The organism is Aequorivita xiaoshiensis, assembly GCF_022008395.1.
In the GTDB taxonomy this organism is placed as follows: domain Bacteria; phylum Bacteroidota; class Bacteroidia; order Flavobacteriales; family Flavobacteriaceae; genus Aequorivita; species Aequorivita xiaoshiensis.
In genome coordinates this window covers 26,472-52,550 of sequence record NZ_JAIRBB010000011.1, presented here as the reverse complement: position 1 = coordinate 52,550, position 26,079 = coordinate 26,472, and the positions used below count along the sequence as shown (strand labels likewise).

The window sequence follows — 26,079 nt, the reverse complement described above, 5'->3', positions numbered from 1 at the left end:
TAATTAGTTAGCTAATGCTTAACGTATATTAATTATGAATTTCAATTTGAAATTTATCTAAAAGTCCAATTACACTAGGTAATGAAAATTTAGCGCCTTTTAATCTGTTTTGTTCAGGATCAATAGAATAATTTTTAGCTTCTCGAAAATCAGCTTTTTCCAAATTCGTGTTTTGAAAAGTTGCATTTTTAAAATTACATCCCGTAAGCTTTACACCTTTTAAGTCTGCTTCAGTAAAATCTACAAATTGCAATTGTGAATTTTTAAAAATACTTCTGCTCAACTTCATTTTAAAGAATATCGAATGCTCTAAATGGCATTCATCAAACGAAACAGCAAATCCAAAGTCATTACATGAATCAAATTGCAACCCTAACATTTTACAATTTTTAAACCTAACATCCTGAAAGGATACCTTAGACAAATTGCTATTGCTGAAATTACAATCTACAAACTTACAGTCTGAAAATCTACTTCCAGAAAGGTTGCTATTAGCAAAATTGCAATGTGTAAAAGTGCAGAATTCATATTCGGCTACTTCTAATTTGTCTTTCGAAGTGTCAATATTGCTAAAATTTTGATCGTCTATGTATTTGAAATTCATTAAATAATTTTTCGGTTATCTATTAGAGTGATTCGTTTATTAAACAGATTTAATTTCAACTTTTTCACCGTAAAACTTAGGTTCAACATTGAAAATGATATCTAGAAAAGCTTTCGTTCTTGCGAAATACTCGCGTAGCTTCACCTTAAAACCATTTCTTCCACCCACATCCTTTGCATTATAACCAATTACGGTTAAACCGTTTTTTTCGGCGAGATATATAGCGCGTTCATTGTGAAACTGTTGTGAAATTACAGTAAAACTATCCTGACTAAAGATAACATGAGCACGGATAACAGAGTCTAAAGTTCTAAAGCCAGCATAGTCCAAGAATATTACATCTTCGGGTATGCCGCGTTTAATCAATTCCCTCTTAAATGTTTTTGGCTCATTATAGCTCTTCGAGCTGTTATCGCCGCTCACCAAGATAAAATCAATTTTATCATTCTTAAATAATTCTACAGCTGCATCAATTCTATATTTAAAATATAAGTTTATTCCTCCATCTTTATAGTACTTTGCTGTTCCTAATACTACGCCAACGCTATTTTTCTTTATGGAGTTTGCGCTATTGAACGTCTTGCCTTTACTTGTATTTGTAATTGTATAATTGGAATAAAAAGTCAAAAAAAATACACTTAAGAAGATCAATATTATAACTTGAAAAATTCTTTTTAGAATCATTGATAGTGATTGGTGTTTTACTGTTGAATTAAATTTAGCGTAAATCAATATTGCTACTTCACAAAGCTACGCAATGGGTTTATTCTTATAATGTATTTTAGGGAAATTAACTACTTGTACTCATCGCGTACTTCATCACTATTTGCAAAACAAACTGGTGATGAATTTTGAGGAATTTGATTTTTAGTTTCAATCCATTTACTTAAGTACTTTGTGCTCTGTAGTGTGTGATGCTGTATCACCTGACCCAAGAAATTTTCTTGTCGGTGTTTTGTTATGGTTTTAACAAGGGTAGTAATTTTCGCATTGAGTTTTTCGGAGAATAATTCACCTAAAAAACGTTTTTCAATAATTTTAAAACCATTTTTCTGAGCATTTTGCCAGGCGTTTTCATCTGAATACAGTTCGACTGCGTTAGTGATGAAATTTTCATCCGAAGTGGTTATAACTCCACCATAGGCTAAATTTCCATATAAACCTTCAGCGCCAACTTTAGTAGTAATAGACGGCAAGCCAAATTGCATTGCATCAAAAAGTTTTCCTTTTAATCCAGCACCAAAACGTATTGGAGCAAGTTGAACACGATAATTATTCATTATTTCGTTAACGTCTTCTGCCCAACCTTGTATAATAAAACCTTCTTTTTTATTATTAAGTTGAAGAATTTGCTGAGGAGCATACGCACCGTAAACGTGGAGTTCAGCTGAGGGTATTTGCCTTTTTATTTTAGGCCATAATTTTTTCAGTTGTAAAACGGAATCTACATTAGGCGGATGCAATAAATTTCCGATAGCTAAAAAGTTTTTTCTTTCTGTAAATGAAACACTGTTTTTGAATTCCGTATTAGCGTCAGCCAGCAATGGAAGATAAAAAAGTATATCAGAGGAAATATTAAAAGAGTTCTTTAAGAGCATAATTTCATATTCTGAAATTATTAAAGAGAGGTCACATCTTAAAATACTTGCGAGTTCCCTTTTTGCAGAATCTGAGAATAGATTTGCGACAGAAACTGGTTTATTTTTTTTAATAGCTTCCTTTCTTGCGTTTCTTAAGAAGTGCAGATCCTCTGTATCTAAAATTTTTAATGCATTTGGACAGTTTTCAGATACGCGCCAACCAAATTGTTCTTCAGTAATAAAGCGATCAAACATTACTACCGTTGGATTTATTTCTTTTACAAAATCATCAAATGTAGAGTCGTTGAGCTTTATGTTTTTAATAGTAATATCTTGAGCTATTAGGTTCGCCGATTTTTCATTTTTTGAAGCAGTACTTCCAAAGGTTATTTCATAATTACTTTCATTGAAGAGTTTAATCAATTGCATCATTCTCCCGCCCGCTGCGGTAGTTGAAGGCTCAGGGTATGTATGGCCTATAATTAGAAGTTTTTTTGTATTCAAATTAGTATCCATAGAATTCACACATTAATCCAAGGTTGAAAAATCCAGAGAGAGCTCCTAAAAAGAGCATAGTACTTATAAATATGATGGTGAGAATTACAACTTTGTTTTTTGAGCGATATGCGATGTAATTCAAAATTATTTGAATAACCATAGCAAAACCTTGGGCTATTAGCATCCGTTCGGCACACACAATAACAGGCTCCTTATAGTAAAGAATATAGGTAGCAATCATCAGAAACACATAAAGCGCACTGATGGTAGATAAGACTGTTTTAGGAAGTTTGAATCTTGAATAGCCCATCTCGACACTTTTATATCAAAGGTACTGAATTAAAAAGCTTCAACAATTAAAAAGCCTTTCCAATGCAGCAATTGCTTTGGAAAGGCATGTTGAATTTGGTTAGTTTTATACTCCACTGTTATATAGAGAATTCGGCTCTTTAAAATATAACAGTGGAGTCCCCCTCTAATTAAACTTAATAAACAAACAAATGTTAACTTTTTTCACTAAGTTATTAAACTCTATTGCGCTATTAAACGCAGTATAAAAAATAATATTGAAACAAATATACCTTTGATATAAGGTAGTATCAATACCAAATTAGTATTTGGTTCATCTTACTGAGTATTCGGTTTAAATGTGTTTTAATTTCCCAAATACTAATTTATAGCCGCTATTTACTAAAATGTTAAGGTGTAAGCGGGGGTATAATGGTATATTAGCTACAGACATGAGAACTTCCATTGTTTTATTTGTTTTTTGTCTTTTAGCTAATTTGACATCGTTACAGGGTCAAATAATGGCCGACTCAATTGTGTCCAAATTTGAACTCATCAATAGTAAGGAGGTTCAAGCGCTTATTAATGATAAAGGTTCTAACTTTAAAGATGTTAAGGAGAGTGTTTCGTGGAGGCCCTACAGTTCAGAATTGGCTGTAAACTCTAAACAAGCGCTTTGGTTAAAATTCGACTTAAAAAATAATTCCAAAGACACTATCCGCAACTATATATACAGTGACACCCCAAGTAACACTATATATCAGGTATTTAAAAATGAAATTAAGGTATTTAAGAATGGAAGGTTAATTCCCCTACCAAAGCGCACAAACAAGTCTGATTATTATTTTACTGAAATAGCACTAGATCCATTTCAAACTTCTCAGGTATTTATTGAGTTACACAATCCTTTAAACAAAAAAATAGATCCACCCACACTTAACTCCAAGCTTAGTTACTGGGAAACATTGCATAACATAAATGCAAAACAAGATGCATCAATTTCCTTCATATATATTTATATAATAACCATAACAACAATTTTTATCTTTGCTCTGGTGTTTTGGTTGCGGCTTTGGAAGAAACTATACCTGTATTATATAGGATATTTATTTTTTCAAATAATTTATGGTTTTCAAGTATTGAGGACTACTTCAGCATCTTTTGGTAATTTGTTTACTTATTTTCCAACACTTTCCACTTCTGCTTTTCAACCTGTTCAATTTGTATTTATAGGGTTTTATATTTTATTTATAAAACATTTATTGAAAGTTAAGTACTATGATAAATTACTAGCGAAAGTATTATCATACCTAGGGGGATTTTGTTTTATTTATGCGTTTTCACATTTTATATTCAGCTATTTTTTCTTTGGTAATATGTTTGCCGAAACAGTGTTTATTATTGTGAGATTAATAATTATTCCACTTAATTTTATTTTGATTTTTTGGATTATTTATAAGGTAAAACATCCGCTTATCAGTTATTTTATAGTAGGACAAACATTCTTTTTTATTGGTGCAGTTTTGTCGTCCTATGTTGCTTATGCAGAATTGAATTTTGTTCCAGGCCACTTCTTCAACTTTACTCAAGCTCCAAATATCATCTTCCAAATAGGATTATTGGCTGAGGTAATATGTTTTTCACTAGCATTAGGAGAAAATGTACTTCTACTTCAAAAAGAAAAAACTATAGCTAATAAAGAATTAATTGTTCAATTAAAAGAAAACCAAGCTTTGCAAGAAAATATGAATCGGAAGCTTGATGAGAAAGTTCATAAAAAAACTGAAGAACTAATTAAGGTTTATTCTGAGATTGAAAAAGATAGAGAACAGAAAATTAAAGATGAATTTACTCAGAAAATAAGAGAAACAGAAATGATAGCGCTGCGTTCACAAATGAACCCTCACTTTATTTTTAATAGTTTGAGTGCTATTAAGCATTTAATAATGACCTCTAGAAATGATGATGCAATTACCTATCTAGATGAATTTTCTGCTTTACTACGAGGAATACTAAACAGTAGTAAACATCAACAAATTACCGTAGAAGAGGAGTTGGAAATTTTAGAATTATATCTTTCTTTGGAGCGCAGTCGAATGGGGTCTAGCTTTTCTTATGATATTGAAGTAGCGTCCAAGGAGGAGCTTTCACAATATCAAATACCTCCATTGTTGTTGCAACCTTTGGTTGAAAATGCTATCTGGCACGGTTTGCAACCAAGTCTTAAAGCCGAGAAAAAATTATCGATTATATTTGATACTTCTGACGATTTAATAATCACTATATTAGATAATGGTATCGGCAGAAAGGAAAGTGCCAAGAAAAAAAGATTACATGAGGCTATGGGCACAAGTCTAGTTCAAGATCGATTAACACTTTTTAACCATTTGAGCGATAAGTCAATACGTCTAAAAATTACAGATCTTGAAAAAGATGAAGTAGTTTTAGGAACAAAAATTACATTAACCTATGAAACTTAAATCATGACAAAAATTATAATAATTGATGATGAGGCGCATTGTACTAATGTATTAAAACATTTAATAGAAAGGGCACATTCAGATTATACCATCACGGGGATTTTTACAAATCCGCTCGAAGGCTTAGAGTTTATTAAAAAAAATCCACCTGATTTATTGTTTCTAGATATCGAAATGCCCAATTTAAATGGATTTACGTTATTAGATAATTTGCTTCCTATTGATTTTGATGTAATTTTTACAACTGCTTATGATCAATATGCGATAAAAGCATTTCGCTATAGCGCTATAAATTACCTTTTAAAACCTATTACAGAAAGAAGTATTGTAAAGGCATTATCTGGTTGGGAAAGCCGTCGGAAAAAAACATCTACCAAACAGTGGCAGATTCTCAATGATTATATGCAGGATCCTAAAAGAGACATTTCTCAAATAGCACTCCCAACGGGGGTGGGATATAAGATTGTTGAAATTCAAAATATAGTGAGATGTCAATCTGATAGTAATTACACTAATATATTTTGTAAAGATCAACACAAGATTTTGATTAGCCGAACATTAAAAGAAATAGAGGAGCTATTATACGAAAAGGGTTTTATAAGAGTGCATCAATCCCATTTAATTAACCCTCAGTATGTAAAAGGAATTTTAAAACACGACGGAGGGAGTTTAATTATGCACGATGATGTTGAGATTCCAGTGTCGCGTCAAAAAGCCAAACAAATTAATGAAATTTTAGAGACAATGCTCCGCTTTAAATAAAAAGTATAATAATGGATAACTAAGCTGTCTAGAATTGAAATGTTTAAATCCAGTCATTCATATATCTGGGTTTTTTATTTGTCTAATAATATAAAAAGCAATTTTTCCAAATTCTAAATCAAAACCTCCAAATTCTCATTAGGGGTTGTAATACTCTAACAGCATCGATAGGTTTGTTTGTAGAATTCTTTATAAAAGAATAAAAAATAGTATCATGAAAAAGATTTATACAACTATAGTGACAACTTTAATGTTATTAGCTTTTATAGCGCCCGTGCAAGGACAACGAGGTTTTATTAAAAGAAAAATAAAGGAGAAAGTTGAAAGAGACATGCGCGAGAAGCATGCAGAGCCGCAAAGAGAAAAAGGTCGCAAAGCGATAGAAGATATTACTTATGAAAATGACACACGCTATCCAGTGCCAGAGAATCCTGTACAAGCAACCTTAGTGATGAAAATGCAATCGTTTAAAAAGAACGGTAAATTAGACGACACTAATACCGCTAAAATGGTATTTGGTAAAACAGGTGAGTGTATGATTATGAATGAAGGTGATAAAAATGAAAGCCGAATGCTATTTGATTATAAAGGTGCTGCCACGTATATGGTAAATCACAAGGAGAAAACAGCGATGAAAATGCCAATGATAAATTTTCAGAAAATGGCTGAGAAAATGGCTGGAGATCAAACTGATTTAGAAGATAGTAATGGTAAGTGGAAACGAACTAATGAGGTAAAAGAAATAAACGGGTATAATGCCCGAAAATACGTTTATACCAATCCAGACGAAGATATTAAAATGGATGCTTGGGTAACTAAAGATATTAGTATTGACCTTAGTGGGAACCATCTTTTTGGCGGACAGATTAAAGATTTTTCAAAAGCTTCAACTGTAAAAATGGATGAGAACTACCCCCAAGGAATGATGGTTAGAAGTATTTATTATAATAAAAAAAGCGATAATCCTAGTTCAATTATGGATATTACTTCTTTTAAAAAATCGTCAGACCCTAAGTATTTCGACCTAAGTGGCTACACTATAAATGATATTTTGGGGAAACTTTAAGTATATAATTAGATTTATTAATAAACATCATAACAATTAAAAATAAAAATTCAGACATGAAAAAGTTTCAATTTAAATTTCAAAATCTTTTATACATACCATTAGCTTTTATTGCTTTAACAAGTTGTAGTAGCGATGACGATGGTGGTGATCCAGACCCAGTAGTGGAGCCATTAGTGTTAGATTGTTCTACAATTACTGAAGCGATGGTGCTAGAGGATAGAGGTTCTGGAATAGATTATATATGGCCATGTGCCGTTAAAGTAAGAGCTCCGTTAACAATAGAGCCAGGTGTTACAATCGCATTTGAACAAGGGGGAGGATTGATTATCGACGATTACGACACTAGAACAGGTGCGCTAATAGCCAATGGTACAGAAGATAAACCAATTGTGTTTACAGGTACAAACCAAACCCCTGGGGCATGGAATCGAATTTCTATGGATTCGGGCGATTTAAATAATATATTAAATCACACTATAATAGAATATGCTGGAGGCACTGATGGAAGTTTACCTGCTTTGACAAACTTGAATGGAAGTAAAGTAGAAATTAAAAATAGTATAATCCGCAATAATAAAGGAATTGGAGTTTATGTTGCTAGCTATGCCAATATAGATGGATGGGAAGCTAATACGGTAGTTGCCAACCAAGGGTATCCAATGCAAATTGCAGCGAGAAAAGTAAAGTTTTTAGACGGAACAGCAAGCTTATATGCCGACAACGGAATAAATCAAATATATGTAAACTCAGGATCTATATATAATCGCGGATTTATTGAAGACGAGGTAAATGGGCCTGTACACACATGGCTGAATCCTGGTATTCCATTCTTTATTGAAGAAAATATATTTGTTAGACAAGATAGAGAAAATGAAAGACCAGGCCATTTAAAGATTACCGAAGGATGTAATATTGTTTTTGCAGAAAATTATGGTATCCAAGTATATCATGGTAATACTGTATTGGAAGTATTAGGATCAGCAGAAAATCCAGTAAATTTCTCTGGGCAATACGGACAAGGGAGTTGGAAAGGAATAAATATAATTCAAAGTATAAGTAATTTAAATAAAATTGAGAATGCAGTGATAGCCGACGCAGGACAATCTACTTGGGATTGGTTTAATCAACCAGGGGGTCTTTCTTTAGGAGGACAAACTTCTCATGCTGTAAACTTAACTTTAAACGGCGTTCATTTTACCAATAGTGGTGGATGCGGAATTGTTGAAAGAAAGATGGCTAGTAACGCTAGTTTGGTTTATAACGACCTCACTTTTACTAACAATGTTGGTGGCGATATTTGTGAGGAACTATAAATCGCTAAAATTGTAATTTTCAATTTTTCATAAACTCTATCCGACCCTTCGTTAATATTAAACTTGTGTTATTAATGAAGGGTTTGGTTTAAAAACAATAAAGATGTACGAGAATCAAAATGTTCAGGAGGGCCAACCTTCAAATACGATTGAAGAAGGAAAGACTATCGCAATTATAGCTTACATAACCATTTTTGGCTTGTTGATAGCCTTTTTAATGAATAACGATAAAAAGAACTCTTTTGCTTCCTACCACCTTCGTCAATCTCTTGGGTTAGGGCTTACAGGGATAGTGTTATCAATTATTAATATCGTTCCTATTTTGGGATGGATAGTTTCATTCTTAGGTAGTATTTTTTTAATTGTCTTATGGGTTATCGGACTAATGGGAGCTTTAAATGGATCAGAAAAACCAGTGCCTTTTTTAGGTAAGAAATATCAAGAATGGTTTAAGAGTTTATAATTATGTGTAAGATAAAACCTTTATTTATTGTTTTAGGGATTATCGGACTTGTTCTGATAAGTTGTAAAGACAATTCAAACAGTGAAAATGATGCCGATAATAAAGTCTCATCCAAGGTAGAAAGCAAGGATGATAGCTCTATTGAAATACAACTAGAAGATGGTAAAAACATCATATTAAACTCCCCTAACCAAAGTGGGAATCTATTCGCACCTAGTAGCCTTGCTGTAAATATGGATAAGGATGGTATAGTTGTAATGCTAAAATTGAGCAAGTATAAAACGCCTTTAGAAAACAAGGTTTACGATGATCCGCTTGATGCACAAATTACGCTTACAAGTATATCACACAGTGGTCCGCTCGGAAAGGAATCATACCGCTCTTTTAATGAAAACGAAAATGGAGAAGAAGGGAAGGTGAGAATCAATTTGATTTCCCATAGTGAAAATCATGCTGAAGGAACTTTTGAAGGTACACTTTATTCGCAAAATAAAAAAGAAGCGATTATTAAAGGAAAGTTTAAAACTAAAAAGAAAAAGTAGCCAAGCTAGAAATTGATTTCGTTCAAATACATACACTAAACTTTTGATTAGCGTATTAGCCTTAATTTCATCAAGTAAGATTACATATTCAGAGTAATTAGTTGATACAAAAAAAAGCGAGAATTTTCTCGCTTTTTTGTTTTTATAATATGATGTATAAAATGTTATCCAACAACTTCAGCATACAAATCGAAGTCTTCGGCAGCGGTAATTTTTACATTAAAAAATTCTCCTGTTCTTAAATATTCATCTTCTGCATTAATCAATACTTCGTTGTCAACATCTGGACTGTCAAATTCAGTTCGCCCTACAAAGTATCCACCTTCCTTTCTATCGATTACCACGCGAAATTCTTTACCTATTTTTTGCTGATTTAGCTCCCAAGATATTTGAGATTGAATTTCCATAATTTGGTTGGCACGATCCATTTTTACATCTTCTGGAACGTCGTCTTCCAGATTGTAAGCGTGAGTATTTTCTTCGTGAGAATATGTAAAACAACCCAAACGCTCAAAACGCATTTCTTTTACCCATTCTTTTAACGTTTGGAAATCTTCTTCGGTTTCACCTGGATATCCAACAATTAGTGTAGTTCTAATCGCCATTTCAGGAACGGCAGCTCTAAAGTCTTCCAATAACTTGGTTGTTTTTGCTTTAGTAGTTCCTCGACGCATCGATTTCAAAATTGAATCTGAAATATGTTGTAATGGAATATCTATATAATTACATATCTTAGGTTCATTACGCATCACTTCTAACACATCCATAGGGAAACCTGTAGGGAAGGCGTAATGCAATCGAATCCATTCAATCCCTTCAACTTTTGCAAGCTTTTGAAGTAATTCTGCAAGATTTCTTTTTTTGTATAAATCTAAACCGTAATAAGTTAAATCTTGTGCTATTAAAATAAGCTCTTTAACACCTTTCGCTGCTAGCTTTTCAGCTTCAACAACCAATTCCTCCATTGGAGTACTTCTATGCTTTCCACGCATAATCGGAATCGCACAAAAAGAGCATGGACGGTCGCACCCTTCAGCAATTTTAAAATAGGCATAATTCTTTGGTGTGGTTGTAATTCTTTCACCAATCAATTCGTGTTTATAGTCTGCACCTAAGGCTTTTAATAAACCTGGAAGTTCGGTTGTACCAAAATATTCATCCACATTCGGAATTTCTTTTTGAAGGTCTGGTTTATATCTTTCAGAAAGACATCCTGTAACAAAAACCTTATCTACAACACCTTCTTCTTTTTTCTGAACGTATTCAAGAATAGTATTTATGCTTTCTTCTTTGGCGTTATTAATAAAGCCGCAGGTGTTAATTACCACAATGTTTCCTTCTTCCTCGTGTACTACCTCTTTATTACTAGCACGCAGTTGGCCCATAAGTACCTCACTGTCATATACATTCTTAGAGCAACCTAATGTTACTACATTAATTTTATTTTTCTTTAGGGATTTCGTGCGCATTTCTGTTATTTCTTAATTTAAAAAGTGTGCAAAGATACCACGAAAAATTAGAACATTCATTACTATCTATATCTAGTGCAACCCACATAGATTTTTTAAGTAACTTTGCATTTTTAAAAACTTTTGAAATGAAAAAAATAATGTTCCTGCTAGCATTTCTTACTGCTGGCATCATGTTCGCTCAAAAAACAATGACGCCTGAGCTACTGTGGCAAGTAAAAAAAGTAAGCCCGATTGGAATTTCTGACAATGGAGAAGTGCTTTTTTATAAAGTTACAACTCCCAATATGGAAGAAAATAGCTTCGACTCAAAATTCTATGCTATGAAAGTAACTGGTGGCAATTTTGCAGAAGTTACTAAGGAAGAAGCTAAAGTGGCAGATAAAGACCTATCTCCAAATGGCAAATACCTTTTAATGCACAAAGCAGTTCATATTAACGACATTACTGGAAAAGATATTTACAACGATTTACCAAAAAGTGATGCGTATGTGTTTACGTCATTAGATTACCGTCATTGGGATAAATTCAACGACGGAAGTTTTAATCACGTTTTTTATAAAGATGTAGAAACTGGTGCTGAAACCGATATTACACCTGGCCAGCCATATTACACCCCACAAGCTCCATTTGGAGGTGATGAAGATTATGTTTGGGGTCCAAAAGGAGAAAATATCTATTACGTAAGTAAAAAAGTTGCAGGTACAGAATATGCAGTAAGTACTAATACTGATATCTATAAGTACAACCTGGCCAGTAAAAAAACTGAAAATATTACTGAAGAAAATAAAGGGTACGATACAAACCCTGCATTTTCGAAAGATGGTGCTTTAGCTTGGTTACAAATGAAAACTCCGGGCTATGAAGCAGATAAAAACGATATTATAGTGCTTAAAGATGGTGTGAAACAAAACCTTACAGCACAATGGGATGGAACTGTTGCTAACTTTATATGGGCAAACAACAATACAGACATTTACTTTACAGCTCCTGTGAATGGTACAAGACAGCTTTTTAAAGTAGATTATCCGGGGAGATCTAGAAAAATGCCTGTTGTAGAGCAGCTTTCACAAGGTCAATTTGATGTAACGGGAATAGTAGCAGAAAATAATGGTCAATTAATCGTTACACGTACCGATATGAACCACGCTACAGAGATTTTTTCTTTCGATTTAAAGAAAAAAACTTTTAAACAACTTACACAAGTTAATACAGAGTTTTACGGAAATATGGATTTACCATCAGTTGAAAAGAGAATGGTAACTACTAAAGATGGTAAACAAATGTTGGTATGGGTGGTTTTACCTCCAAACTTCGATAAAACAAAAAAATATCCAACATTGCTTTATGCTCAGGGCGGTCCACAGTCTCCTTTATCTCAATTTTACTCATTCCGTTGGAATTTTCAATTAATGGCTTCGCAAGGTTATATTGTAGTAGCTCCAAACAGAAGAGGAATGCCAGGTCACGGTGTAGAATGGAATGAGGCAATTAGCGGCGACTGGGGTGGTGGTGCAATGCAAGACTACCTAGATGCCATTGATGCTATTGCTAAAGAGCCTTATGTAGATAATGATAGACTTGGTGCTGTTGGTGCAAGTTTTGGTGGCTATTCAGTTTTCTGGCTTGCTGGAAATCACGATGGTCGTTTCAAATCTTTTATTGCCCATGACGGTGTTTTCGACAATCGATCAATGTATGGTACCACTGAAGAGTTGTTCTTCGTAAACCACGATATGGGTGGTGCTTATTGGGAGAAAGAAAATGAAGTAGCACAGAAAACATACAATGAGTTCAACCCAATTAACTATGTGGATAAATGGGATACTCCAATTTTAATTGTACAAGGTGGGAAAGACTACCGTGTCCCTATTGAGCAAGGATTGCAAGCATTCCAAGCGGCGCAATTACAAAATATAAAAAGTAAGCTTCTTTATTTCCCAGAAGAGAACCATTGGGTGCTTCAGCCACAAAATGCATTGGTATGGCAAAGAGAATTCTTTGGTTGGTTGAAAGAAACACTTTAATTTATGCTAAATGAAATGTCACGAATGCACGAAGGATAATAAAAACTCGTGTGTTCGTGATTTTTTAAATGATATTAAAAAAATAGTACATCAACAATTTTACTTTTGTTGAAAATACATTAAAAAATTACTCACATCAGTTTAACCAAATTAACAATTTACAGTATTTTTGCCTATGCAAAATAATGTCCTCATTTTAGATTTTGGATCGCAGTACACTCAATTAATCGCTAGACGCGTTAGAGAGCTGAATATTTACTGCGAAATCCACCCTTACAATAAAGTTCCAGAAAACCTAGATCCTTATAAGGCTGTAATTCTTTCTGGAAGTCCATTTTCTGTTCGTGCTGAAGATGCTCCACATCCGGATCTTTCAAAAATTAAAGGTCAAAAGCCACTTTTAGCGGTTTGTTATGGTGCACAGTATTTAGCACATTTTAATGGCGGAAGTGTAGAACCATCAAACTTACGTGAATACGGGAGAGCGAAGTTGTCTATGATTAAAGATGGCGAAGTTTTCTTTAAAGACATTCCTGAAAACACTAATGTTTGGATGAGTCATAGCGATACAATTGCGAAACTTCCTGAAAACGGAGTACGTTTAGCGAGTACTGTAGATGTTTTAAACGCTGCCTATAGAATTGAGGGCGAAGAAACCTACGCAATTCAATTTCATCCTGAAGTATACCATTCAACGCACGGTAAACAATTGTTAGAGAACTTTTTAGTGAATATTGCTGAGGTACCTCAAACTTGGACACCAGCTGCTTTTGTTGAAACTACTGTTGCGACTTTAAAAGAGCAAATAGGAGATGGAAAAGTTGTATTAGGGTTAAGTGGTGGAGTAGATTCTACTGTTGCTGCTATTCTTCTTAATAAGGCAATTGGTAAAAATCTATACTGTATATTCGTAAATAACGGGTTGCTTCGTAAAAATGAATTTGAAAGCGTTTTAGACCAATATAAGGATATGGGGCTGAACGTAAAAGGTGTAGATGCATCAGAACGATTTTTGAAAGCTTTGAAAGATGTAAGCGACCCTGAAAAGAAACGTAAAGCTATTGGTAATGCCTTTATTGAAGTGTTTGATGATGAGGCACATCAATTAACTGGCGTGGATTGGTTAGGTCAAGGAACTATCTACCCAGATGTTATTGAAAGTGTTTCTGTAAACGGACCATCGGTAACCATTAAAAGTCATCACAATGTAGGAGGTTTACCAGATTTTATGAAATTAAAAATCGTAGAGCCACTACGTATGCTTTTTAAAGATGAGGTAAGACGTGTAGGAAAAGAAATGGGAATCGACCCTGAGTTATTAGGAAGACACCCTTTTCCTGGACCAGGTTTAGCAATTCGAATTTTAGGAGATATTACAGCCGAAAAAGTTCGTATATTACAAGAGGTTGATGCTATTTTTATAAATGGATTGAAAAAGTGGGACTTATACGATAAGGTATGGCAAGCTGGAGCAATTCTATTACCTGTAAATAGTGTAGGGGTAATGGGAGACGAGAGAACTTATGAGAAAGTAGTAGCCCTTAGAGCGGTTGAGTCTACCGATGGGATGACTGCAGATTGGGTAAATTTACCTTATGAATTTTTGCAAGAAGTAAGTAATCATATAATAAATCGCGTTAAAGGCGTTAATAGAGTAGTCTATGATATCAGCTCTAAACCGCCTGCAACAATAGAGTGGGAATAATTTCTGTAAAGTTTCTTTTTTGCTGAAATTGATTTAACCTCTAAATCATGTTTAATTTTAACTGAAATTGAGACTATGTTTGACAAACTTAAAAATTCGATTATCCCTATGTTGAAGTGTTTAATATACGTTTCAGTTACGTTGTTATTTATGGTTAGTTGTGGATCTGCAGCTCAACAACAATACAAGAGTCACGCTGTTAAAAAGGGTGAAACTGTATCAAGTATTGCAGACGCATATAATATTTCTGAAGAAACAATTTACAATTTGAACCCTGAATCTAGAAATGGACTAAAGACAAATAGTATCTTGATTATTCCTTCTAATGAAATTATTAGTTCGGGAACAGAAAAAAACAACTACCGCGAGCATAGGGTTAAAAGAAAAGAAACCTTATACGGCATAGCTCAAAAATACAATGTTAGTGTTGATGATATCAAAAGGTTAAATAAGGAGTTGTATTCTAGGGGCTTAAGAAACGGTGAAAGAATACTTATTCCAGCGGCTTCAAAAAGTACTGAGGTAACTACCAAAGAACCTGATGATAAATTACCATCTGGCACACAAGAGTATAAAGTTCAAGCTAAGGAAACTAAGTTTGGAATTGCGAGAAAATTCGGGATTAGTATTGCGGAATTAGATGCACTAAATCCAGAGTTGGGCGATGGTTTAAAGAAAGGTTCAATAATTATTGTTCCTGAAGACACTGTAATGGAAGATGCTGAAATAGACGATGAAAAATTTCAGTATTACGAGGTGTTACCAAAAGAAGGTTTTTATAGATTGAAAGTGAAATTTGGTCTTTCTCGAGATGAAATTGTTGCTTTAAATCCGTACGCAAAAGATGGATTAAAAGAAGGAATGATTCTTAAATTGCCTAAAGAAGCAGATTACCAATCTTCTGATGTTTACACTGATATTAATCTTGAAGACCGAATAGACAACAAGAGAATGAAGACGGTAGCGCTTATGTTGCCATTTCGTTTACCTGGAAGTCCAGACGATTCAACTGAAGGCGATAGCGATTTAATTAAAAGAGATCCTACGCTTCGTGTATCTTTAGACTTTTATAGCGGAGCATTAATGGCTGCTGAGTTTGCAAAGGATAAAGGCATTCCTGTTACACTAAACGTTTACGATACGGAAAGAAGTGAACGTAAAGTTGCATCTATTATTTCAAATGGAAACTTTAAAGATGTAGATGCCGTAATTGGTCCTTTACTACAGAAGAATGTTGAAAAAGCTTCAGATATGCTTCAGAGAGATAAAATTCCGGTTTTTTCTCCTTTAAGCAATAGAGATATGGCTATGAATAAGAACCTTTTTCAAACCATACCTACCAATTCAATTCTTGAAAAAACTATGATTCAATATTTGGTAAAGCATTCATCAGGTAGAAATATTATAATAATTTCAGATTCAAAAAGAGCTAAACAGAAAGAAATGCTACTATCGGCAATTCCATCCGTAAAATCTGTAGCGCCAAGAGGTGGAGGATATGTAGCCGCTAGTGATATTTCTGCTGTGGTTAATAGCGGTATGGAAAATTGGGTTGTTCTTGAATCGGAAAACCCTGTATTAATTAGTAGTGCTGTAAATGTGCTGGCTGGAATGTCTCCAAGCTATAAACTTCGCTTATTTACTTTCGATAAAAATGACGCTTACGAATGGCACGAAGTATCGAGTAGACGTTTAGCAAAATTAGATTTTACATTTCCTTCTGTAAACAAAAAAATTGATGAGGACGAACGCAATTCTTTTTTAGTAAGTTATAAAAATAAATACGGGGTGTTACCGAATAGATACGCCATTAGAGGTTTTGATGTAACTTACGACGTATTGTTGCGTATGGCTTCAGAAAACGATATTTACGATGCTGTATTACCTGAAAATCAAACAGTGTATATTGAGAATAAGTTTCGATATAATAAGTCTGATACTGAAGGGTATTGCAATGAAGCGGCTTATATTCTAAAATATAATAACGAACTGAAATTTGAAGTAGTAGAATGAGTACTTCTAAAGTAACATATTTAGGAAATCTTCGTACAGAGAACGAACACCTAAAGTCGAAAAACACATACATCACCGACGCTCCAACCGATAATAACGGAAAGGGAGAAGCGTTTTCGCCTACAGATACTGTGGCTACAGGGCTTGCTAATTGTATGATAACCGTAATGGGGATTAAGGCGAGAGATCTCAATGTAAATATGGATGGAACAACAGCAATGGTAACAAAAACTATGGCTGCAAACCCGCGTCGCATTTCTAAAATTGAAATAGTCCTAGACTTTCCTGCTGGTATTGATGAGAAATCGAGAAAAATATTAGAAAATACAGGGAATACTTGCCCTGTTATACAGAGTCTTCACCCTGATATTGAAAAAGTAATTGATTATAATTGGGGGTAAATAAGCAATTTGCTTTCATTATCAGTTGTGAGTCAGTTATTTTTAATTTCGACGATATTATTGACTTCAACTTATTATGAAACTTTTATTTGCATTCTTAATTTTCTTGGTAACACACCCACACCCTCAGAACAATTCTGAAAAAATTACGTGGAGTGAAAGTTATAAGCTTAGTTGGAATGACTTTCGCGGAAAACCTATACGTAGTGCAAGTTTTGTTGCAACCACCAATTCGGGAATAAGCTTTCAGTATTCATATTCCATCAAGAATAATAAAGTTAGTGTTGACTATTCGGTATCAAGCTTTTTCGAGCCCAATAATTCTTGGTATATTCCTGAAAAAGTAAATGATCATATTCTAAAACACGAACAGCTTCATTTTGACATATCAGAAGTTCATGCTCGAATGCTTAAAAAGAATTTAGAAGGAAAGCAATTCTCAAAGAGGGTGCAATCTGAAATTGAAAAAATTTACAGAGAAGTCGAACAGAAAAGAAGGGCAATGCAAACGAGATTTGACGCCGAAACTGATCACTCTCGAAACGAAAAACAAGAATTATACTGGCGAAAATATATCGCCCAACTGCTCGCCGAATATGAACATTGGAAATAGCCCAGACCCTAATCACTTAATTGAACTTGCTAACTATAAAATGGCTTTCGGAAAATATGAGGGGTATTATTTGGTGAATGTTCCTGAATATTACTTTGTATGGTTTAAACAAAAGGGATTCCCAGAGGGGAAACTTGGTAGAATGATGGCCGAAATGTACGAGCTTAAACTCAACGGACTAGAAGGCTTAGTGAAAAAGCTTATTAAAAAGTGAAAATCTGTATCTTTTTGGCGATAGATAAAGTGGTAATAACTAAAATGTATAATGAAAAAGATTTTAAGCTACATCTGGCCAGTTACTAAAAAAATTCCTTCTGAATTTAATGGTACTTTAGAAATATCTTATGTCAATGGTAAGAGAGTTTTAGATACAGAAAATGCAAATTATTCTTACGGGTCACTTCAAAAAATATTAGAAATAGGTTTGACTAAAGTAAATCTAAAGTCGGTTGAAAACTTATTGCTTTTAGGATTAGGCGGTGGAAGTATCATTAAATCACTTCGTGAAACTTTTGAATACAAAAATAACATTATTGCTGTTGAGATTGATCCAGAAATAATAAAACTAGCTAAGGATGAATTTGGAATATCAGCTTCAGAAAATCTTCAGATTGTACAACAAGATGCTTTTGAGTATGTCCAAAATTCTGAAGTCAAATTTCAGCTAATTATAATCGATCTTTTTATAGACACTACTGTGCCTTCAAAATTTTTCAAAAGGGAATTTTGTGAAAATGTTTCGAAACTCATCAGTATTAATGGAGAGTTGATTTTTAATATAGGAGTTAACTTAGATAAGGATACAGAAATAGCTTCCTCAATTATTGATAATTTCGGAATTAACTTCAAGTTTTATTCACTTAAAAAGGTAAACGGAACAAATCATTTATTAATTGGAAAAAAAATATCTTAATTCTGACAATTAACGGAAATTTATTTTCAAAATAGAGTGTTTCATTTTTGAAATTTAAACCTTTCCTTTCCACAATAAAAATGTACCTTTGCATCCCGTATAATCATTTCAGCAGAGGCATCCATGAGCACTACAAAATACATCTTCGTTACGGGCGGGGTTTCATCATCATTAGGAAAAGGAATAATCGCAGCGTCGCTAGCTAAACTTTTGCAAGCTAGAGGCTACCGTGTAACTATTCAAAAACTAGATCCTTACATTAACGTAGATCCAGGAACTTTAAATCCTTACGAGCATGGCGAATGTTATGTTACAGATGATGGTGCTGAAACTGATTTAGATTTAGGACATTACGAGCGTTTCTTAAACGTAACAACTTCTCAAGCAAATAATGTTACAACGGGACGTATTTACCAAAGCGTAATCCAAAAGGAGCGCCGTGGTGAATTCCTAGGAAAAACGGTTCAAGTAATTCCACATATCACAAACGAAATTAAAGAGCGTATCCAACTTTTAGGTAAAACAGGCGATTACGATATCGTTATTACTGAAATTGGTGGAACTGTGGGGGATATTGAATCTTTACCATACATAGAAGCTGTTCGTCAGATGAAATGGGAAATGGGAGATGATAACGCCCTAGTAATACATTTAACCTTTGTTCCTTTTCTTGCTGCTGCAGGTGAACTAAAAACCAAGCCAACACAACATTCGGTTAAAACCTTAATGGAAAGTGGTATCCGTGCAGATATTTTAGTTTGTAGAACAGAACACGAACTTTCTTTTGATTTAAGAAGAAAACTAGCTCTTTTCTGCAATGTAAAACAAGAAGCTGTAATTCAATCTATAGATGCTTCTACAATTTATGATGTTCCAAACTTAATGTTTGAAGAAGGCTTAGATAAGGTTACTCTTAAAAAATTAAACCTTGTAGATTCTAATGAACCAGACTTGAAAAGTTGGAATAACTTTTTGCAAAGACATAAAAACCCGAAAGCTGAGGTTAGAGTTGGTTTAATTGGTAAATACGTTGAATTACAAGACAGCTACAAATCTATTTTAGAAGCTTTTATTCACGCAGGTGCTGAAAATGAAGTGAAAGTAAATGTAGATTTCATACATTCAGAACATATCAACGCAAAAACAATTGGGAATAAACTTTCTAAACTTGATGGAGTTCTTGTTGCACCAGGATTTGGGGAACGAGGAGTTGAAGGAAAGGTTGCTGCTGTACAATATGCCCGTGAAAACAACTTACCATTCTTAGGTATTTGCTTAGGAATGCAAATGGCGGTTATCGAGTTTGCTAGAAATGTATTGAAGTTAAAGGATGCAAATAGTACCGAAATGAATCCGAAAGCTCAAGACCCTGTAATTAGTATTATGGAGGATCAAAAGAACTTAGAGGATATGGGAGGAACTATGCGTTTAGGTTCTTGGAAGTGCGATTTAAAAGAAGGTAGCTTAGCGAATAAAATATATAGTTCAAATTCTATTGAAGAGCGTCACCGCCATAGATACGAGTTTAACAGTACGTATAGAGAAAATTTAGAAGCAGCAGGTATGATTGCTACAGGTAGTAATCCAAATACCGATTTGGTAGAGATTGTAGAAATTCCAAGTCACCCTTGGTTTATTGGTGTTCAATACCATCCTGAATATAAAAGTACGGTTGCCAACCCGCATCCGCTTTTCGTGGCTTTCGTAAAAGCAATGCACGAGCATTCAGAAAAAAATAACTAAGACAATTTGGCGTAAGGTTAATAAAAGGCGGGATTATTGTTTACCTAGCTATCTTATAAGTTTAAGTCTAAGTTAATAACGAAGATAACAACGAAACAAAACGATTAAATTAAACTAAAACTTTCGAATTATAAATTCGGAATGCATTAAAACGATTGCGGTACATGTCCGCGACTTAGTATGGAAGAAAAGAAATTTGACGTTAACTCACTCGTAGGTTTTTTATTGATTGGAGGTATCCTTATTTGGATGCTTTATATGAATAAACCAACCGAGGAAGAATTACAAGCTGAACAAGCAAAAACTGAAGCTGCAGCAAGTGTGGCTATTTCATCAGAAAAAGGACCACTAGACACAACATTAACTGGAGCTATTTCAGATTCAATGAAGTTAGGCTCTGCAAGTGATTCATTAGCTTATGAGCAATTGAAAAACAAACTAGGTTCTTTTGCTTATTCTGGCACATTGCCTTCTGCAACCGATGAAACTACAGTGTTTGAAAATGATGTACTTTACCTTAAAGTGAGTAATAAAGGGGGGTATATTTCGGAAGCTAGATTAAAGAATTTTACCAAATTTGATTCTGTTCCAATCTATCTTATTAAAGATGGTAACGCTTCATTAAATCTTCAGTTTACAGCTGAAAATAGAAATTTAAACACAGCAGATTTATACTTCGAGCCTACCTTAAGTGAAAATGGCGAAGATAAAGTCCTTTCTATGAAGCTAAAAACTTCACAAAATGGATTCTTGGAATATCGCTATACCTTGAAGCCAGGTGAGTATATGCTTGACTTCAGTATTAATAGTCAAGGTTTAGATGGTGTATTAAATACATCTCAGCCTATGTATTTAGACTGGAGGTTAAAAGGATATCGTCACGCAAAAAGTATCTCGTACGAAAACAGATATTCTCGTTTAACCTACGAATACGACGGCGAAAAGCACTCAAAATTATCTCCATCTGGGGATGATGAAGAATTAGAAAAAGATGTTACCTGGATGAATTTCCGTCAACATTTCTTTAGTTCGATGCTACTTACCGATACTCCATTTAAAGAGGTAAAACTTACATCTGTAGATTTAGTAAAAGATGAAGAAATAGATACTGTATTTACAAAACAGTACGGAGCTAAAATGCTTATTGAACCTAAAGGTGGAAAGCTGGCCCATACTATGAATATGTATTACGGTCCTTCAGATTATAAAATTTTTAAAGAGTACGGTCGTAACTTAGACGAGGCAATGCCGCTAGGTTGGGGAATATTCGGGTTTATTAATAAGTATGTTATTATTCCATTATTTGGATTACTATCAGACTTTTTACCTGCTGGGATTGCAATTATTGTCCTAACTATTTTAATTAAATTGTTGCTTTCTCCAGTTCAGTACAAACAATATCTGGCACAGGCTAAAATGAAGGTTTTAAAACCTGAAATGGATGCAATTAAAGAGAAGTACAAGGACAATAAGTTAAAAATTCAACAGGAAACTATGAAGTTACAAACTTCCGCAGGCGCCAGTCCGCTTAAGGGTTGTTTACCAGCTTTATTGCAAATTCCTGTATTCTATGCCTTATTTACCTTTTTCCCGTCGGCATTCGATTTGAGACAGAAAAGTTTCTTATGGGCAGACGACCTTTCGAGCTATGATACAATTTTAGAATTGCCATTTCATATTCCATTTTATGGGGATCACGTAAGTTTATTTCCAATATTAGCTTCTATTGCTATCTTCATTTATATGATGATGACAACAGGACAGACAATGCAGCAACAGCAGCAACCGGGAATGCCTAATATGAAATTCATAATGTACCTATCACCGTTGTTTATGTTGATTTTCTTTAACAATTACGCAAGTGGTTTATCTCTGTACTATTTTGTTTCAAACCTTATTACTATTGGGATTATGCTTGTAATCAAAAATTTTATTATTGATGAAGAAAAGATTCACGCTAAAATTCAGGTGAAAAAAGCGCAACCAAAAAAGCAAAATAAATTTCAGCGTAAAATGGCTGAAATGATGGAGCAGGCTGAAGAACAAAAGCGAGCTGGAAAACGATAATATTTTCTAAACTTAGTAAAGAAGGGTTTCTTTGTAGGCTGATTATTCAGCATATCTAGAAACCCTTTTTCAATTCACATTTATTAGTAAAATAGAATTAAAGCTTCTTCGTTATCTTTATTGAAATATTTCAAACACTATGAAAACACTTAATGCCTTACTATTCTTTGGAATTTTTATCTCATCTGTAGCAGGTTTTTCTCAAAATGATATAAACCAAATGGATGCAGATGGTAAACGTCATGGAATTTGGAAAAAGACATATCCCGGAACGGAACAATTGCGATATGAGGGTAAGTTTGAACACGGAAAGGAGGTTGGAGAATTCAAATTCTATTGTAAAGACTGCCAAAATCAGCCTACCATAATTAAAACTTTTAACAAGAGTGATAATATTGCTGATGTCAAGTATTTCACTAAAAAAGGCAAACTTGTAAGTGAAGGTAAAATGGAGGGTAAAGAGCGAATAGGGGAATGGATTTACTATCACCAAAAATCGAAGGTAATTATGTCTCGAGAAAACTACCTTAACGACGAACTTCACGGAAAAGTTATAACCTATTACCCAAATGGAAAAATAACCCAGGAAACCGATTATAAGCACGGAAAAAAGGACGGAGAAGACAATTATTACTCCGTGGAAGGGGTGCTTCTTAAAAAACTTCCTCATACTAATGACCAAATTCACGGACAGGTTTTTTACTACGATGCCTATGGAAATGTTGTAATTGAAGGGCACTACAAACACGGTAAAAAGCATGGTCTTTGGAAATATTACAAGGATGGACAAGTTGTTTTAGAGGAAACCTATCCAAAGAAAAATAGAGAGTAAATTATAGTTTTCTATGTACTTATTAATTTGTTACAAGAACCCAATCTCAATCATTTACCATTAATTAATTAGCTATCAATTATTGAAGCTTAGCGATATTTAAATTTTAGCTGCTAATAGGGTTAAGCCTTGTCTTTGCCCTAAAATCAATAACATTATTTCAAATTGTTTCTTTAGCTTTATCAATTATTTTAAACTCCTTCAGAATGAATCGTTTTCTCACTATTTTATTTTTAATTTTTCCTGTTTTTATTTTCGCGCAGTTAAAATCACCTGCCGAGTTTTTGGGGTATGAAATTGGTACTCAATTTTCGCGACACGCCGAAGTAGTTGCCTATTTCGAACACGTTGCTGAAAACAGTGCGCTTGTTCAATATTCCGATTATGGTATTACAAACGAACGTAGAAGATTGACCTATGCCATTATTTCTTCTGAAGAGAACCTTAAAAACATTGAAAAGATTCGCACTGATAATTTAAAAAATGCTGGAATTATTTCTGGAAAGGCAAACCCTGAGAAAGCTATTGTTTGGTTAAGTTACAATGTACACGGAAATGAAGCGAGTAGTAGTGAAGCAGCAATGAATACAATCTATAAATTACTGACAGAACACCAAGATTATCTTCAAAATACTGTTATAATTATGGATCCTGGTGTTAATCCAGATGGGCGAGATAGATATGTAAATTGGTACAATCAAGTGCAAGCTAAACCTTATAACACTTCGCAAGACGCTACAGAGCATAAAGAGCCTTGGCCAAGTGGACGACCAAACCATTATTTATTCGATTTAAATCGCGATTGGATGTGGGCAAGTCAGGTAGAAACACAACAACGCTTAAAAATATACAACCAGTGGATGCCGCATATACACGTAGATTTTCACGAACAGTTTATAAACAACCCTTATTATTTTGCGCCAGGAGCAGAGCCGTATCACGAAATAATTACTCCTTGGCAACGCGATTTTCAACATCAGATAGGAAAGAACAACGCAAAGTATTTTGATGAAAACGGATGGTTATATTTCACCCGTGAGAGTTTCGACTTATTGTACCCAAGTTATGGCGATACTTACCCAATGTATATGGGAGCCATTGGGATGACTTATGAGCAAGCTGGTCACGGTATGGCTGGGTTGGGTATTATGAACGATGAAGATATTGAACTTACACTTGTAGATCGTGTTGCTCATCATACCACAACAGGACTTTCAACCATTGAAGTTGCTTCAAAACAAGCAAAAACTCTTAATTCAGAATTCAGAACATTTTTTCAAAATGAAAATCTAAAATTCAAGAGTTTTGTTCTAAAAGGAAATGCAGATAAAATCAAAAGTCTAACCGAGATGTTGGATCGTCACGATATTAAATACGGATTTGCAGATGGCGGTAAAGCGAAAGGTTTTAGATATTCAACATCCAAAAATGCGACTATTGATGCTAAAGATGCTTTAGTAGTTAGTACAAATCAACCAAAAGGAAAGATGGTGCAAGTGCTTTTTGAACCTACAACAGCACTATCAACTCCAATTACTTACGATATTACAGCATGGAGCTTGCCTTATGCTTTTGGCTTAGATGGTGTTGCAAGTAATAGTTTGGTTACTGCTAATAGTACAGCGAAGAAATCATCAGTTTCGAATATTGCTTCTCCTAATGCCGCTGGTTATATCGCGAAGTGGAATAGTTTACAAGACGCTTCATTTCTTGCTGAATTATTAAAGAATAATATAAAAGTGCGTTTTTCAGAAAAAGAACTTCGCTTTAATGGTAAAAGCTTTGGTCGAGGAAGTTTAATTATTACAAGAAGTGACAATAAAACCAATTCAGATTTCGATACAAAACTTATCGAAATAGCAAATAAAATGGAGCGAGAGCTTTATGCTTCTCCAACTAGCTATGCCGATGAGTTAACAGATTTTGGATCACAGTATGTGAATTTAATTAAGAATAAAAAAGTTGCAATTCTTCAGGGTGCTGGGACCTCTTCATTAAATTACGGAGCGCTATGGCACTTTTTTGAAACGCAGTTAAAATATCCTATCACATCAATAAATACAAAAAGTGTAGGAAAGGTTAAGTGGAGTGAGTACGATGTTTTAATATTACCTGAAGGAAATTACAACTCAATTTTTAACGATGATAACTTTAAAATACTTGAAGATTGGGTTAACCAAGGCGGTAATTTAATAGCTATAGGAAATGCTGTAGCTGTTTTTGAAGGTAAAAAAGGTTTTGATTTAACCAAAAATGCTTCTGAAAACGATGAGGAAAAAGAAGATGAAGTTTCCGATAAAAACTTAATACCTTATGCTGAACGTGAGATGGAAAGTACCAAGGATATGATCACTGGAAGTATATTTAAAGTGAAGTTAGACAACACTCACCCTTTGGCTTTTGGGTATGATGATACGTATTACAGTATGAAATTGGGTAATAAGTCTTATAAGTTTTTAGAGGATGGCTATAATGTAGGTTATATTGAAGGAGACGCTGAAAGTGTTTCTGGATTTACTGGTGAACGCGCAAAAGCCTCGCTTAAAAACTCAATTGTTTTTGCTCAGGCAAAGAAGGGTAGCGGTAGTGTAGTTTATATGGTTGACGATGTTTCCTTCCGTTCGTTTTGGCAGAATGGAAAATTGTTTCTAGCCAATGCAGTATTCTTTGTGAAATAAAACACCCGAATAGTATAAA

The 26,079-nt window shown here is 34.1% G+C and carries 22 protein-coding genes; 17 read left to right on the top strand and 5 right to left on the bottom strand.

What is annotated here, in order from left to right:
* Nucleotides 1-28: 28 nt before the first annotated feature.
* The 4 genes from K8344_RS11520 to K8344_RS11505 all read right to left on the bottom strand — a co-directional run bounded on the left by K8344_RS11520 (nucleotide 29) and on the right by K8344_RS11505 (nucleotide 2,992).
* The gene (locus K8344_RS11520) at nucleotides 29-604 is read right to left on the bottom strand and encodes a pentapeptide repeat-containing protein (protein ID WP_237608837.1); all 576 of its coding nucleotides are present in this window, start codon (nucleotides 602-604) and stop codon (nucleotides 29-31) included.
* A 39-nt stretch (nucleotides 605-643) separates the two neighbouring features.
* Nucleotides 644-1,231, bottom strand: a complete 588-nt coding sequence (locus K8344_RS11515; RefSeq protein WP_237608836.1) for a SanA/YdcF family protein — start codon at nucleotides 1,229-1,231, stop codon at nucleotides 644-646.
* Between the two features lie 167 nt (nucleotides 1,232-1,398).
* Nucleotides 1,399-2,700 carry a glycosyltransferase gene (locus tag K8344_RS11510; protein ID WP_237608835.1) on the bottom strand — a complete coding sequence of 434 codons (1,302 nt, stop codon included), beginning with the start codon at nucleotides 2,698-2,700 and terminating at the stop codon, nucleotides 1,399-1,401.
* On the bottom strand, nucleotides 2,690-2,992 hold the full coding sequence (locus tag K8344_RS11505) for a hypothetical protein (protein ID WP_237608834.1): 303 nt from the start codon (nucleotides 2,990-2,992) through the stop codon (nucleotides 2,690-2,692). The genes K8344_RS11510 and K8344_RS11505 overlap by 11 nt, the downstream gene beginning before the upstream one ends.
* 499 nt (nucleotides 2,993-3,491) lie before the next feature.
* Between K8344_RS11505 and K8344_RS11500 the strand changes: the two genes are divergently transcribed.
* From K8344_RS11500 to K8344_RS11475, 6 genes are all read left to right on the top strand, one after another.
* Nucleotides 3,492-5,450 carry a histidine kinase gene (locus K8344_RS11500; protein ID WP_237608833.1) on the top strand — a complete coding sequence of 653 codons (1,959 nt, stop codon included), beginning with the start codon at nucleotides 3,492-3,494 and terminating at the stop codon, nucleotides 5,448-5,450.
* A gap of 3 nt (nucleotides 5,451-5,453) precedes the next feature.
* A complete protein-coding gene (locus K8344_RS11495; protein WP_237608832.1) occupies nucleotides 5,454-6,212 on the top strand; it encodes a LytR/AlgR family response regulator transcription factor in 759 nt (252 codons plus the stop codon).
* Between the two features lie 214 nt (nucleotides 6,213-6,426).
* The gene (locus tag K8344_RS11490) at nucleotides 6,427-7,278 is read left to right on the top strand and encodes a DUF4412 domain-containing protein (protein ID WP_237608831.1); all 852 of its coding nucleotides are present in this window, start codon (nucleotides 6,427-6,429) and stop codon (nucleotides 7,276-7,278) included.
* 56 nt (nucleotides 7,279-7,334) lie between these two features.
* Nucleotides 7,335-8,594: a hypothetical protein gene (locus K8344_RS11485; protein ID WP_237608830.1), complete on the top strand. Its 1,260-nt coding sequence runs from the start codon at nucleotides 7,335-7,337 to the stop codon at nucleotides 8,592-8,594.
* Between the two features lie 103 nt (nucleotides 8,595-8,697).
* Complete coding sequence (locus tag K8344_RS11480; protein WP_237608829.1) at nucleotides 8,698-9,057, top strand: DUF4870 domain-containing protein; 360 nt, start codon at nucleotides 8,698-8,700, stop codon at nucleotides 9,055-9,057.
* Nucleotides 9,058-9,059: 2 nt separating this feature from the next.
* A complete protein-coding gene (locus K8344_RS11475; RefSeq protein WP_237608828.1) occupies nucleotides 9,060-9,599 on the top strand; it encodes a hypothetical protein in 540 nt (179 codons plus the stop codon).
* A gap of 164 nt (nucleotides 9,600-9,763) precedes the next feature.
* On the opposite strand, the gene rimO is transcribed toward K8344_RS11475, so the two are convergent.
* Nucleotides 9,764-11,068, bottom strand: coding sequence for a 30S ribosomal protein S12 methylthiotransferase RimO (gene rimO, locus K8344_RS11470; protein WP_237608827.1), 1,305 nt, complete (start codon nucleotides 11,066-11,068; stop codon nucleotides 9,764-9,766).
* Nucleotides 11,069-11,196: 128 nt separating this feature from the next.
* On the opposite strand from rimO, the gene K8344_RS11465 reads away from it, so the two are divergent.
* From K8344_RS11465 to K8344_RS11415, 11 genes are all read left to right on the top strand, one after another.
* Nucleotides 11,197-13,095, top strand: a complete 1,899-nt coding sequence (locus K8344_RS11465; RefSeq protein ID WP_237608826.1) for a S9 family peptidase — start codon at nucleotides 11,197-11,199, stop codon at nucleotides 13,093-13,095.
* 175 nt (nucleotides 13,096-13,270) lie between these two features.
* Nucleotides 13,271-14,800: a glutamine-hydrolyzing GMP synthase gene (gene guaA, locus K8344_RS11460; RefSeq protein WP_237608825.1), complete on the top strand. Its 1,530-nt coding sequence runs from the start codon at nucleotides 13,271-13,273 to the stop codon at nucleotides 14,798-14,800.
* A gap of 75 nt (nucleotides 14,801-14,875) precedes the next feature.
* A complete protein-coding gene (locus K8344_RS11455) occupies nucleotides 14,876-16,813 on the top strand; it encodes a LysM peptidoglycan-binding domain-containing protein (protein WP_237608824.1) in 1,938 nt (645 codons plus the stop codon).
* A complete protein-coding gene (locus tag K8344_RS11450; RefSeq protein WP_237608823.1) occupies nucleotides 16,810-17,214 on the top strand; it encodes an OsmC family protein in 405 nt (134 codons plus the stop codon). Before K8344_RS11455 ends, K8344_RS11450 begins: the two co-directional genes overlap by 4 nt.
* A gap of 76 nt (nucleotides 17,215-17,290) precedes the next feature.
* Complete coding sequence (locus tag K8344_RS11445; RefSeq protein ID WP_237608822.1) at nucleotides 17,291-17,827, top strand: DUF922 domain-containing protein; 537 nt, start codon at nucleotides 17,291-17,293, stop codon at nucleotides 17,825-17,827.
* Nucleotides 17,811-18,041: a DUF3820 family protein gene (locus tag K8344_RS11440; RefSeq protein ID WP_237608821.1), complete on the top strand. Its 231-nt coding sequence runs from the start codon at nucleotides 17,811-17,813 to the stop codon at nucleotides 18,039-18,041. Before K8344_RS11445 ends, K8344_RS11440 begins: the two co-directional genes overlap by 17 nt.
* A 51-nt stretch (nucleotides 18,042-18,092) precedes the next feature.
* Nucleotides 18,093-18,740 (top strand): spermidine synthase, encoded by a 648-nt coding sequence (locus tag K8344_RS11435; RefSeq protein ID WP_237608820.1) that lies wholly within the window; start codon nucleotides 18,093-18,095, stop codon nucleotides 18,738-18,740.
* 123 nt (nucleotides 18,741-18,863) lie between these two features.
* The gene (locus K8344_RS11430) at nucleotides 18,864-20,483 is read left to right on the top strand and encodes a CTP synthase (RefSeq protein ID WP_237608819.1); all 1,620 of its coding nucleotides are present in this window, start codon (nucleotides 18,864-18,866) and stop codon (nucleotides 20,481-20,483) included.
* Between the two features lie 180 nt (nucleotides 20,484-20,663).
* On the top strand, nucleotides 20,664-22,550 hold the full coding sequence (gene yidC / locus K8344_RS11425) for a membrane protein insertase YidC (RefSeq protein WP_237608818.1): 1,887 nt from the start codon (nucleotides 20,664-20,666) through the stop codon (nucleotides 22,548-22,550).
* Nucleotides 22,551-22,689: 139 nt separating this feature from the next.
* Nucleotides 22,690-23,382 (top strand): toxin-antitoxin system YwqK family antitoxin, encoded by a 693-nt coding sequence (locus K8344_RS11420; protein ID WP_237608817.1) that lies wholly within the window; start codon nucleotides 22,690-22,692, stop codon nucleotides 23,380-23,382.
* A gap of 206 nt (nucleotides 23,383-23,588) precedes the next feature.
* On the top strand, nucleotides 23,589-26,060 hold the full coding sequence (locus tag K8344_RS11415; protein WP_237608816.1) for a M14 metallopeptidase family protein: 2,472 nt from the start codon (nucleotides 23,589-23,591) through the stop codon (nucleotides 26,058-26,060).
* Nucleotides 26,061-26,079 lie beyond the last annotated feature (19 nt).